This is a genomic window from Pseudomonas sp. CC6-YY-74 (genome assembly GCF_002025205.1).
Classification (GTDB): Bacteria; Pseudomonadota; Gammaproteobacteria; order Pseudomonadales; family Pseudomonadaceae; genus Aquipseudomonas; species Aquipseudomonas paeninsulae.
Genome location: NZ_CP019947.1, coordinates 1,720,444 through 1,733,207 on the forward strand (window position 1 = coordinate 1,720,444; position 12,764 = coordinate 1,733,207).

General features: G+C 62.7%; 9 protein-coding genes and 1 pseudogene. 6 read left to right on the plus strand and 4 right to left on the minus strand.

The features are described 5' to 3' along the window. Nucleotides 1–172: 172 nt before the first annotated feature. From B2D37_RS08030 to B2D37_RS08045, 5 genes and pseudogenes are all read left to right on the plus strand, one after another. On the plus strand, nt 173–1,666 hold the full coding sequence (locus B2D37_RS08030) for an aldehyde dehydrogenase (protein WP_079202209.1): 1,494 nt from the start codon (nt 173–175) through the stop codon (nt 1,664–1,666). A 59-nt stretch (nt 1,667–1,725) separates the two neighbouring features. After that, the gene (locus tag B2D37_RS08035) at nt 1,726–3,069 is read left to right on the plus strand and encodes a hypothetical protein (RefSeq protein ID WP_079202210.1); all 1,344 of its coding nucleotides are present in this window, start codon (nt 1,726–1,728) and stop codon (nt 3,067–3,069) included. Nucleotides 3,070–3,278: 209 nt separating this feature from the next. Next, a pseudogene (locus tag B2D37_RS24125) lies at nt 3,279–4,445 on the plus strand (HAMP domain-containing protein); the annotation flags it as partial. 102 nt (nt 4,446–4,547) lie between these two features. Continuing rightward, nucleotides 4,548–5,303: a methyl-accepting chemotaxis protein gene (locus B2D37_RS24130; protein ID WP_371915446.1), complete on the plus strand. Its 756-nt coding sequence runs from the start codon at nt 4,548–4,550 to the stop codon at nt 5,301–5,303. A 45-nt stretch (nt 5,304–5,348) separates the two neighbouring features. Continuing rightward, the gene (locus tag B2D37_RS08045; protein WP_079202212.1) at nt 5,349–6,419 is read left to right on the plus strand and encodes an extracellular solute-binding protein; all 1,071 of its coding nucleotides are present in this window, start codon (nt 5,349–5,351) and stop codon (nt 6,417–6,419) included. A 12-nt stretch (nt 6,420–6,431) separates the two neighbouring features. Here the strand turns inward: B2D37_RS08045 and B2D37_RS08050 are convergent, their stop codons facing one another. The 4 genes from B2D37_RS08050 to B2D37_RS08065 form a co-directional block, all read right to left on the minus strand. Next, nucleotides 6,432–7,736, minus strand: coding sequence for an NAD(P)/FAD-dependent oxidoreductase (locus B2D37_RS08050; protein ID WP_079202213.1), 1,305 nt, complete (start codon nt 7,734–7,736; stop codon nt 6,432–6,434). Continuing rightward, entirely contained in the window at nt 7,733–8,410 is a 678-nt protein-coding gene (locus B2D37_RS08055) for a S8 family serine peptidase (protein WP_079202214.1), read from the minus strand. Before B2D37_RS08055 ends, B2D37_RS08050 begins: the two co-directional genes overlap by 4 nt. Then, nucleotides 8,400–10,073, minus strand: a complete 1,674-nt coding sequence (locus tag B2D37_RS08060; RefSeq protein ID WP_079204932.1) for an ABC transporter ATP-binding protein — start codon at nt 10,071–10,073, stop codon at nt 8,400–8,402. The genes B2D37_RS08055 and B2D37_RS08060 overlap by 11 nt, the downstream gene beginning before the upstream one ends. A gap of 123 nt (nt 10,074–10,196) precedes the next feature. Beyond that, nucleotides 10,197–12,104, minus strand: coding sequence for a sigma-54-dependent Fis family transcriptional regulator (locus B2D37_RS08065; protein ID WP_079202215.1), 1,908 nt, complete (start codon nt 12,102–12,104; stop codon nt 10,197–10,199). Nucleotides 12,105–12,338: 234 nt separating this feature from the next. Between B2D37_RS08065 and B2D37_RS08070 the strand changes: the two genes are divergently transcribed. Beyond that, nucleotides 12,339–12,737: a MerR family DNA-binding transcriptional regulator gene (locus B2D37_RS08070; RefSeq protein ID WP_079202216.1), complete on the plus strand. Its 399-nt coding sequence runs from the start codon at nt 12,339–12,341 to the stop codon at nt 12,735–12,737. Nucleotides 12,738–12,764: the final 27 nt, after the last annotated feature.

A 12,764-nucleotide genomic window follows, 5' to 3' on the forward strand; every position in this document is an offset into this window, starting at 1 on the left:
CCTGCTCCAATGCAGTCTCACGCCGTCTCAAACTGTTACAGGAATGGCTGCCACTCAAGCGCCAATATAAAAAAATAATCCTTTAATTTCAGAAAGTTAAATAACTTCAATCGGTTTGGCATGACGGTTGCGAAGGAGGTGTTACCCAAGCGCAACAACAGAGGCTGATGCCATGAGTTCTTCCCTGCCCCTCAATTCGAAAACACTTGAGTTCATTCAGCGTAGACAGCAGATGTTGATCGGCGAGCAATGGCTCGATGCATCCACTGGCGCGACCATGAGCGTACGCAACCCTGCCACTGCTGAAATACTCAGTGAGGTACCCCGCGCGACCAAGGCTGACGTCGACAAAGCCGTGCAAGCCGCTCGCCAGGCGTTCGATGACTCCCCCTGGAGCCGTATGCGCCCTCGTGAACGGCAAAACCTGCTGTGGCGTCTGGCCGACCTAATGGAGCGTGACGCCGAGGTGTTGGCCGAGATCGAATGCCTGAACAACGGCAAAAGCGCCCAAGTGGCACGGGTGATGGACGTACAACTGGCTATCGACTTCCTGCGCTATATGGCCGGCTGGGCCACCAAGATCGAAGGTTCCTGCGTCGACGTGTCGCTGCCGCTGATGCCGGATGATCAGTTCCATGGTTTTATTCGCCGCGAAGCCATCGGTGTAGTCGGCGCCATCGTTGCCTGGAACTTCCCGCTACTGCTGGCCTGCTGGAAGCTTGGTCCGGCACTGGCGACCGGTTGCACCGTCGTGCTCAAACCCGCCGACGAAACCCCGTTATCGGCCTTGAAACTTGCCGAACTGGTACTCGAAGCTGGCTACCCGGCGGGCGTGTTCAACGTCGTCACCGGCACCGGCATCGAGGCAGGTGCCGCGCTCACCCACAACCCGGATCTCGACAAGCTGACCTTTACCGGCTCCACCGAAGTCGGCAAGCAGATTGGCAAGGCGGCCATGGAATCCATGACCCGCGTTACGCTCGAACTGGGCGGCAAATCGCCGACACTGGTGCTGGAGGATGCCGACCTGCAACAAGCCGCGGCCGGTGCGGCCAGCGCTATTTTCTTCAATCAGGGCCAGGTGTGCTGCGCCGGCTCGCGTCTGTACGTACAACGCAAGCACTTCGACAATGTAATCGCCGACATCGCCAACATCGCCAATGGCATGAAACTGGGCAACGGCCTTGACCCGAGCGTGGCCATGGGCCCGCTGATTTCGGCGCGCCAACAGGAGCGTGTGTTTGGCTATATCGAGCGCGGCCGTGAACTGGGCGCCACCATCGCCTGCGGCGGCGAACAGTTCGGCCCCGGCTATTTCGTCAAACCTACGGTGCTGGTCGATGTCGATCAACGCGGCCCACTGGTGCAAGAAGAAATCTTCGGTCCAGTGCTGGTGGCGATGCCCTTTGACGACATCGAAGACGCGATCCGCCTGGCCAACGACAACCGATATGGCCTTGGCGCCAGCATCTGGTCAAACAACCTCGCGGCAGTGCACCGGATGATCCCGCGAATCAAGTCCGGCTCAGTCTGGGTCAACTGTCACAGCGCCCTCGATCCGGCCCTGCCATTCGGCGGCTACAAGATGTCTGGCGTTGGCCGGGAGATGGGCGCTGCAGCCATCGAGCACTACACGGAGCTGAAATCGGTACTGATCAAGCTCTGACCCCCCGGGCGACGGCAGCCGCCGTCGCCCTTGCACAACAAAAACAATAAGGAAAAAGCATGAAGCCACGCACCCGCGATCGACTCCGCCTGCCTCTCACCTTTGCCCTGATCATCGGCTGCGCCCTGGACGGCAGCCCTGTCTCGGCCCATGAGCTGTACAACCAAGGCGACAGCGTCCTCAATGCCGACCTCGAAGCCCTCTTTGCGGCGCTCCACAGCAGCGAAAGCTATGACTTGGTCGGCAACCGCAACGAAGGTAGTTCCAGTTGGCGAGAGGGCTACGTCAAGTACGGTTTGAGCGGCAGCCAGGGCCTGACTGGCAGCGGCACTCTGTACGGCGCCCTCAACCTGGTCAGTTCCGGCACCTGGGGTGACGGCGACGCCGCGGGCCTGACACAAGGCAGCGAGCGACGCACCGCCGTGGAGGACGCCTACCTTGGCTGGCGCTCGGCAGATCTTGTGCCCTGGATGGGCAAGGATGGCGTGGACATCTCCGGCGGTCATCAGGCGATCAACCTCGGCGATGGCTTCCTCATTCAGGGCGACGCGGTGAGTTTCGGTGATGTCGATCTGGGCGCCGATTTCGACCGTGGAGGCGCCTACTACCTGGCCGGTCGCAAAGCCTTCGACCAAACCGCGGTACTGCGCTTGGGCGGCGACCAGGGCTGGCGCGGCGATCTGATCTGGTTGAAATCCGACAACCCAGCCCAGGCGGAAACCGAACTGGCCATCGGCAATCTGGAGCACGTGGCCGAGTTTGGCACCCTAGGGTTGACCTGGATCCGGGGCCTGGACGTCAACCAGCGCTTCGCCCAGATCCTGGGCCTGGAGCAACGCGACGGCATGGACACCGTCAGCCTGCGCGGCCGCAGCGGCCTGGGCGTGGACAACCTCGAACTGGCTGGCGAATACGTCACCCAGGACAAGGACAGTGGGCGCGAGAGCGCCTGGTACCTGGAAGGCTCCTGGACCTTCGCCGACACGGCCTGGGCGCCCACCGTCAGCTACCGCTACAGCCGCTTCTCGGAAGCCTTCGATCCGTTGTTCTACGGGCTTAGCCGCGGCTACGGCACCTGGTACCAGGGCGAAGTGGCGGGCAACTACGCTGGCCCCTTCAATAGCAACTCCCGGGTTCACCACGTCGGCCTCAAGGCCGCGCCGCGGGAGAACCTGACGCTGGGTGCGCTGTACTTCGATTTCGACCCGCTGAACCGGGCACAAAGCAACCTCGGCGGCCGCGAGCTGGACCTCTACCTGGAGTGGATGGTCAACGACCACCTGCTGATCAGCCCGTTGCTCGGCTTCTACCAACCGGATAGCGGCAGCGACCAGGGCGGCCTGCAACTAGGCGGCGACGGCACCAACACCTATCTGCAGCTGGTGGTTGGGACGTTCTTCTAGGTTGGCGACAGTGCGGCCCGCGTCAGCCGACGCGAGCCGCCACTGCCCTGCCCATTCGGCGCAGGACGGAGCCCCTCGATATCTCCTCTGCTCAAGGAATCCTCGCAATGATCCTCGATCGCCTTTCGATACAGTGGCGGATCACCTGGTTGGTCGGCTTCTGCCTGCTGACCATAGTCGTCGGGCTGGTTGGCCTGTCCCTCCAGCGCATGAGCGACAACAGTGCCCAGATCCGCGACAGTAACGCGCGCATACTCGAAGCCGAGGCGCACCAGCGCCTGCTGGCCGAGGGCCGGATACAGGGCCTGACCTTCCAGCACTACCTGCTGGCCGCCTACCAGGAGGGGCTGGCTTTTACCCGCCATGCCCTGCAACTGCGCGACCTGGCGCACCAGCAGCAGTGGCAACCGCAGCAACTCCGGAACACCCTCAATGAGCAGGTCAAGGAAGGGCTCCAGGCCAATTCGCAACTGCTCAGCCTCTACCTGATCTTCGAACCCGACGCGTTGGATGGCGTCGATGCCGAGTTCGCCGGGCAGAGCATCCTGGGCAGCAACGAGAACGGCCGTTTCGCCGCCTACTGGGCGCAGCGGGACGGGCAATCGAGCTCGATGGCCGTCAGCGAGGCACTCATCAGCGACCACACCCCGGGGCCCGACGGCAGCCCCTTCAGCACCTGGTTCGACTGCCCGAAGAGCACAGCCAAGCCCTGCCTGTTGTCGCCCTATTTCGACGATGCGTCGGGACAACGCAGCCTGATCACCACCCTGTCCTTCCCCCTGCTCGAAGACGGCAAGGTCATCGGCGTCGCGGGTATGGACATCAGCCTGCAGAACCTGCAGCGTCTGGTGCAGGACGGCAACCGGAACCTCTACGATGGCGCGGGCGGCATCAGCATCCTCAGCCCTTCTGGCCTGCTCGCCGGCCACAGCGCCGACCCTGGAATACTGGGCCAGCGGCTGGACGATGGCGGCGAATCGCAGCAATGGCTGCGCCAGGGTAAGGCGCAGGTCGAGGCAAGCGACGGCCATCTGCGCGTTCTCAGCCCGTTGCGACCGATACCCGACGCCGAGCCCTGGGGTGTACTGCTCAGCATCCCCATGGCAACGGTGCTGCAGCCTGTTCTGGCACTGCAGCGGGATCTCGATGCGCGCAACACCCAGGACACCCGACAGGAACTGCTGTTCGGCCTGCTGGCGGCGCTCGCCGGCCTGCTGCTGGTCTGGTTGACAGCCCGCGGCGTCACCCGACCGATACTCGGCGTGGCGGCCACGCTCAAGGACATTGCCAGCGGCGGAGGCGACCTGACCGGACGTCTGACCTATGCGCGCAAGGACGAACTGGGCGAGTTGAGCAGCTGGTTCAATCGCTTTCTCGACCGCCTGCAACCCCTGATCGCAGATCTCCAGCGCCTGGTTCGAGACGCCCATGGCAGTGCCGACCACTCGGCGGTTATCGCCGAGCGGATCAGCACTGCCATGCAACAGCAGTACCGGGAGATTGATCAGGTCGCGACCGCTTCGCACGAGATGAGCGCGACAGCCCAGGACGTCGCCCGCAGTGCCGCCCAGGCCGCCGAAGCCACCCAGGGCGCCGATCAAGCCGCCCGCGAAGGGCTTGAAGTGATCGACCATACCTCCCGTACTATCGATGGTCTGGCGCGCGCGATCGCGGCCGCCATGACGCAGGTCGAGGGCCTCGCTGCCAGCAGCGAAAGGATCGGCTCGGTGCTGGAGGTGATCCGCTCGATCGCCGAACAGACCAATCTGCTGGCCTTGAATGCGGCAATCGAGGCCGCCCGGGCCGGGGACGCCGGGCGCGGTTTCGCAGTGGTCGCCGACGAGGTGCGCAACCTGGCCCGCAGCACCCGCGACTCGATCGAGGAGATCCGCCAGGTCATTGAGCAGCTGCAGGACAGCACCCGCGAGGTGGTGGACGCCATGCAGAGCGGCACTGTGCAGGCCAGAGAAGGCGTACAGCAAGTCGGCCAAGCCGCCGCCAGCCTGGCCCGGATCGGCGCTGCGGTTACAGTGATCGGCGACATGAACCTGCAGATCGCCAGCGCCGCCGAACAGCAAAGCACGGTGGCCGCTGAGATCAGCTACAACGTCATGGTCATCCGCGACGTCACCGAATCGCTTTCGGAGCAGGCCAGGGAGGCCCAGCAGGTCAGCCAGAACCTGAATCACCAGGCGAGTCAGCAACAACAACTGGCCGAACAGTTTCGCGCCTAGTCAATAGAGGGTCCCGCCACGGCGGGCCAGGAAGGAGATAGGTAAATGAAGCGCTGGCTAGGAGTCGCCGCGTGCCTGCTGGCAGGCCTGTCACTCGCACGGGCAGAAGACGTTCTACGGGTCTACAACTGGGCAGACTACATCGATCCTACGGTGATAGAGGACTTCCAGCGCGCCCGAGGGGTTAAGGTTGACTACCGCACCTTTACTGATGCTACTGAGCTGGCGGACGCCCTGAGCCGCGGGGAGACCTTCGACCTAGTGTTCCCCACCAACCATCAACTGCACGACCTGGTGAAGAATGGCTTGATCGTGCCACTGGACGCTGCCCTCCTGCATAACCGGAGCAATCTCGACCCCTATCTGCTCAAACTACTGGCGGGGAGTGGTGCGCAAAACCACGTCGCGCCCTACATGTGGGGTACGGTGGGGCTAATGGTCAACCAGCCGCTGGCCGAGCGATATTACGGGGGGCCACTGCCCAACAGCTGGAGCCTGCTGTTCGACCGCCAGGCCACCGACAGACTGTCTGCCTGCGGGGTTGCCATCCTCAATGCCGGGCAGGAGGCCGTTTCGTTGAAGATGACCTACAAGGGCCTGCGATTGGGCAACAGCAGTGCGCGACGGATAGGCCACGAAATCGCCGGCCTGCTTAATCCAGGAGTTCACCTAAGTCCGATCAACTACACCCGCTTCATTGAGCAGATGGCCAATGGCGAGCTTTGCGTAGCAATGACCTGGGATGCGTTGCTCCGTGGAGCAGATCTGGAACAACGCGGCCTGCGCTTCAGCATTCCTAAAGAAGGAGGCCTGATCTTCATTGACAGCATGGCTATCCCCACGAAGGCGCAGCAACCGGAACTGGCCCACGCCTTCATCGACTTCCTGCTCGATCCCGTCAATGTGGCGCGCAACGTGCGGGTCAGCCATGCCATCCCGGGCATCCGCGAATCCCTGCTGGCCGGCGATGGCACAGCGTCCCGACTGAACATCGATAACAAGATGCGCAAACGTCTGTATCTGCTCGATTCATTCAACGAACGACAGCGCCAAGCCCTCCAGGCTGCTTGGCCGCCGCACCAGCGAAAGCCTGATGCGCCCGTAATTGATCCTTGACCTAAGCGAGGTTTAGATTGCACAACCCTGGGCGCCCAGCCAGGCGCGGAGCATGGCGCGGCGCTCCGGCGCCACCCTGTCCAGCACCTCCTTCACTCCCGCGCCGGCCCGCAGGGCGCGCAGCAGCGGCGCTAGCTCGATTCCCTGCAAATGCCAGATGCCCAGGGGCTGATCAGGAGTGACCACCACCTCGACTTCCTCGATCAAGTCGCCACGTATCACCGGAGCACGCTGTACCCGCATCTGGCTGAAATCGGCCACTGCGTGCATCGGTTCGGCATCCGGCCAGCTGCACCGGGACTGCCAAAAGGCCTGCTCCGGCCAGCTCTGTTCCATGGCATAGAAATCCCGCCCGGTGCGGGCAAAACGCAGAAACAGCTGTTCAACCCGCTGTTGGTGGAAGCGCCGGGCTAATTCGGCGCGCTCGGGTCGTTGCAGAAGGGTGTTGATCACCGCTGGGGCCTGCAGGGCCGAGGATAACGACTGGAAGATACCGTTGCCGGAAAGCGGGTCCACGGCCATGGCAGCGTCGCCCACGCGCAACCAATTAACCCCAGCGACTTCATGGAACAGAGTGGCGGTGCTGCTGCGCGCATGCACAGTGGCCGGGTGTAGCGCCTGCACGTCAAACAGTTCACGCACCAGAGACGACTGGCCACGGCGCACCGCGCACCAGTCTGCGAGCTGCTCCTTGCTCGGCAAGTCGTTGGCGCCGGCATCCAGGGTGATCTGCCAATAACAACGGCCATCGGTCAGGCGCGCCATCCAGGCCCAGCCGTCGCTCAAGCTTTCCACTGCCGAGGCCGGACTGCCCTCTTCAGCCTGCCACTGGTTGAGCAGGCTGAGGGTTTCCGGTCCGCGCCGGCGCCTACCGCCCAGCGGAGCCTGGCGGCCGCGGGCTTCAACCAGAAAGTCGGCATGCAGCAGCGTGCCCGGCTCGATCTGTAGCTGATGCCCGTAGGCACTGGACTCCGTTGAACGCACTCGTGCCTCGATCAGCTCGATACCGGCGGCATGCAGATCCTCGCGGATCGCCGCATCGAAAGTTGGCCGATCGACGAGAAACTCCTGATTGAACCCCTGGGTGATGCCATTCCAGTTCACCCGGCGTGGTGAGGCGGCATTGACGCAAGCCTTAGCCTTTAGCAAGCCGGCCTGCCGCAGGCCATCGAGCACCCGCTGCGAGATACCCTCGACTGCAGCGAAACGCCGCCACTCACTAACCACCTGCACACCATAGCCGAGACGTTTGAGGCCCAGCGCCACGGCGGCACCGGCCGGTCCAGCCCCCAATACGACGATTCGAGGTGCGCTCATGACTGCGCCCCGCGACGCTCCGGGCCGATAAAGGCAGCCCCCTGGCGTAGATGTTCGAGCACCGCCTGGCGACCTGCCACAGGCTCGCGCCGCAAGAATGCGGCGATCTGCCCGCTTAGCGCGGCGCAGGCAACGCTGGCACCGGCCAAGCCACTCGCGCCGCGCACTGGCGCGCCGAAATCGGCTTGGGCGCTGTCGAGCCAGGACCATTGTCCGGTTGCGCAGCGCGCATCGCCAGTGACTCGCAGCACGCCGGGATAGCCGGCGGGAAATACCGGCGCACCCTGAGCCGGGCTGGAGGCGCAGAGCAGGATGCCGGCCTCGCTTGCGGCGGCGCAGGCCTCGCGCAGCAGCGGGCGATCTTGGCGTAGGCCGAGGCTGAGATTGATCAGGACCACCCGCTGCTCGATCAGCCAATGGATGGCAGCGGCGATCTGCAGCGCACTGGTGGACCCGCGTCCGGCAAACACCTGGGCCACGCAAAGCTCCAGCGAGCCCGCCTGCTCCGTCAGGGTGGCGATAACCGCCGTGCCGTGGCCAAGCAGATCCGGCTCGACGGTACCCTGGCGCAGCTGCTCGGCATCCAGCCAGAAGCGCTGCGCGACGCGGACCAGCGTTGCCTGCTGCGGCCCATGGCCACTGTCGATCACTCCGACGCGTGGCTCAGTCGACATGATTCACCGGTGCGCTGTCCAGCTGCGCCAACTGCCCGGCCGCCATATGCAGGTGCAAATCGGCATGAGCCAGGGTGGACGCACGATGGCTGATCACGATGCGCGTACGTGTGGCGAATAGCTGATCGATGGCCGCAATGACTTCACGTTCGGTGCTCTCATCGACTGCCGAGGTGGCTTCATCCAGCACCAGAATCAGCGGGTCCTGCAGCAGCGCTCGGGCAATCGCGATGCGCTGTTTCTGGCCGCCGGATAGCTGCTGACCGCGCTCGCCGATCGGGCTGTCGAGCCCCAGCGGCAGCCCCTCGATCAAACTGTCGAGGCGGGCCTGGCGGGCCACTGCGGCGATGGCCGCTCGGCTGGCCCCAGGTGTGCTGTAGGCAATATTTTCGGCCAGGGTGCCGCGAAAGAGCACGATGTCCTGACTGACCACGACGATACGCTTACGCAGTTCGAACAGGTCCAACTCGCGCAGGTCGCAGCCGTGCAGACGGATACAGCCGCGATCGGGATCGTAGAAGCGCTGCAACAGGTCGATCAGCGTGGATTTACCAACACCGGAGGCGCCGCTGATGGCAACCTTGAGCCCACCCGGAATGAATGTATCGACCCCCCGCAGCACGGCATTGCTGCCTTGCTCGTGGGCGAACCAGACGCCCTCAAAACGCAACTCACCACTGCCTGCCGGAAGCTCAACCGGCTGCTCGGGCTGGCTCACCTGGGCCGGTTCGCGCTGCAGCTCCATGACCCGGCCGAGACTGACGGTCATGCGCTGCAGGGCCACATACAGGCCAAGCAGACTCTGCACCGGCCCCACGGCCATGCCCAGGTAGGTGGAAAAGGCAATCAACGAGCCCAGCTGCCAGCTGCCTTGGACCACCCAATAGCCGCCAATGATGAAGGCACAGGCGCGTGACAGCGAGGTCAAGGTGCCGGGTACGGCATGGGTAAAAAATTCGGTGACTTGCAGTTTCAGCAGCTGGCTCATGTAGCCCTGCCCGAGCTGTTCCAGGCGCTGCGACTCGCGCCGCTGCTGACCAGCGGCCTGGATGAACTTCATCGCCGGCAGGGTTTCCACCAGAAAAGAAGACACGTCTGCCGAACGCTCGCGCAGGCCACGGACATCGCGCTCGACCTTTCGGCGCATCCAGCGCAACCAGACCACCTCCAGCGGGATCAGCAGCGCTATAAGCAGCGACAGCTGCCAGGACAGCACCAACATCAGGGTGATAGCGCCAATCAGACCGATCACACTGGAAACCGCGGAGAACAATGCATCGACGGCAAAGCGCTGGATCTCGGCTACATCGCCATCCAGCCGGGATAACAGGTCACCGATCCGCCGCCGGCCGAAGAAGGCCGGCGACAGGCCTTGCAGATGGCGGTATAGCGCGTCACGCAGGGCAAATAGGATGCGCCCGGAGAGACGCGTGTGCAGGTAGCGGTTTAGCCCACCGAGCAGGGTACTGAAGATACCGACCACGATCATGGTCACCGCCACCTGCACAAGCGTGTCGAAATCCTTGGCCAGCAGGCCGTCATCAATGAGCGTCTTAGTCAGCCAGGGCTGCGCCAGCACCAGCATGGAGGCGCAGAACGACAACCCAAGCAGTGCCAGGATGGCATGCAGATGGGGCCGCACGAAGCCGTACAGCCAGGCCATGGCCTGGCGGAACAACAGCGGATCACTGGTTTCAATCAGGCGGCTCAGAAATGCAATCAAAGAAACTCCAAAGCCCGCACGGACTGGCTCGATACCTGGGGTTGAAGGGCACAGAGCATGGGCTCAGCCTCGCAACTGTTTGAGCTTGCGGTACAGGGTGGCTCGGCTGATACCCAGCGAGTCGGCGGCAGCCGATACGTTGCCCTGATGGCGCTCCAATGAACTGCGGATCAACTCCAGCTCCGACTCACGAATGCTGCCGGGTTGCCGGCAACTGGCGGTCAGTTCTTCCTGCAGGCTGTCGGTGAGATGGTCGAGTCCAAGCACACTTTCGCCCGGCTCACGCATGGCCAGAGCCGAGCGCAGCACCATATCTAGCTGGCGAATATTACCCGGCCAGTCATAGCGGCCAAGCAGGTCGGTCAATTCTTGCGTCAGACTGACTTGAGCAGCGCCCAGCTTACCTAGCATCGCCGCGATCATGCCCGCCAGGTCATCGCGCTCGCGCAACGACGGCAGACGAAGACTGACCCCGTTGACGCGGTAGTAGAGGTCTTCGCGAAAGGCCGACTCCTGGACCAGACGTTTGAGATCACGGTGGGTCGCGCAAATCACCGCTATGTCTATGTTCTGCTCCTCGCCGGCGCCCAAGGGAGCCACCTTGCGCTCCTGCAATACACGCAACAGACGCGCCTGCAGGCTCAGCGGCATATCGCCGATTTCGTCGAGGAACAAAGTGCCGCCATGAGCCTGCATCAACCGGCCAATCATGCCGCCCTTCCGCGAGCCGGTGAAGGCACCTTCACGGTAGCCAAACAACTCGGACTCGATCAGGCCTTCGGGAATGGCCGCACAGTTGACCGCGACAAAGGGCTTGTCGGCCCGTGCGCTGGTTTGGTGCAGCGCCCGTGCGACCACTTCCTTGCCCGTACCAGTCTCCCCCAACAGCAATACCGGAAGATCTCCAGCCAATCCCTGGCGGGCCATCCGCAATGCCCGGGCAAAACGACTGTCACCGCCGGCCAATTCGTCCAGATCAACGGCCTTGGCTCGGCCAGGGCGCGCGCGTTGCATCGGGACTGTGGCCAAGTTGGCATGCCGCGGCAGCTGCAAGGCCTTGAAATAGAACACCCCTTTAGCAGTTTGCACGCTACTGACGTCGCCCCGCAGTAGCCGACCGATGACGTGCGGCGAGTCGCTGCTGAGCAAGTCGCTGCTACGCCGGCCGACCAGGGCCGCGCGGCTCGATTGCAAAAGCGCACAAGCCTGTTCATTGGCCGCCAGCACTTCGCCATCGAGACTCAGTGCCAGTAACCCGTGCCACGCAGAGTCCAGAAATTGTGGGCGAGTGTGGACAGCCAACACCAGGTGCTCGGGGTAACTGCTGGCAAATAATCGATTTCCGATATTGCTGGCGACCAACATCAGGGTGGATAAGTTGTCCTGGGGATGACTCATATGACCATCGCGCGTCAGGTCGAGTACGCCGACCACCGCTCCTTGCGCGTCCTTGATCGGCACCGAGGTACAGGAGAACCGGCTGAGACGGTCCAGGTAGTGCTCGCCACAGTTGATCAGGGTCGGACGTCCTTCCGCTACTGCGGTGCCTAGCGCATTGGTACCGCGCAACGATTCGCTCCAGCAACTGCCGAGCTTGAGGTCACGTAGTCCGAATTCCCTCAGGTAGCGAGTCTGTCCTTCGAGGGCAAGAATGTTGGCCTGGGCATCGCCAAGGATCACCAGCCCCGCCTTGCCCTGATGGTTGACCAGGTATTCCAACTCAGGCGTGGCGGCATCGATCAACAAGCGATTGCTTTCCAGCAAGACATGCAGATCGCTATCCTGCTGCAGGCCCGAATCTTCGTTCTCCAGGCAGTTCAGGCCATAGCCGAGGCTGCGCCGCCAGGAGGCATCGATCTCATCACGCAGCACGCCGTGCGGCAGATCGCCCTCGCTGATCAGCTTCAGACGTGCGAGCCGTGACTCCTGCAAAGGATCAGTGGCCATAGTTGTTCGAATCTCTTGTGCCATCTCTCGCTCCAGCGACTTCGTCCACTAGGCCAACCTTATGATTCCAGGCTGGTCGCCCGGTAGTGGAGTTACCTGCTTTGAATGTCTACACCTGCAGTCTAAGCTGGTAAAGCTTTCTCTACGGCTCTGGCCTTGCCTGTTGCGGCCGGGCGTCACACCAGTCCGATACACAGTTGACAGCAAGGCTGACACTGATTTACGTTAACGTAAAGGTAAATCACTGAGACCTTCTCCATGCCTGCTCCCTACAGCATTTCCGACCTGGCCCGCGAGCTGGACATCACCACCCGCGCCATCCGCTTCTACGAAGAGCAAGGCATGCTCAGCCCCGAGCGGCGCGGCCAGGAACGTATCTACAGCGGCAAGGACAAGGTCACCCTGAAGCTGATTCTGCGCGGCAAGCGCATCGGTTTCTCGCTGGCCGAGTGCAAGGAGCTGATCGAGCTGTACGACCCGGTGCATGGCAACCGCAAGCAACTGCAGACCTTCATGCAGAAAATCGCCGAGCGCCGCACTCAGCTGCAGCAGCAACTACTGGACATTCAACAGATGCAGCTGGAATTGGATACCGCCGAAGAACGTTGCCTCAATGCATTAGCAAAAACAGATAAGAAACAAGGCATTACAGCCTAAACCTAAGAACGATTAAGACAGGTGGAA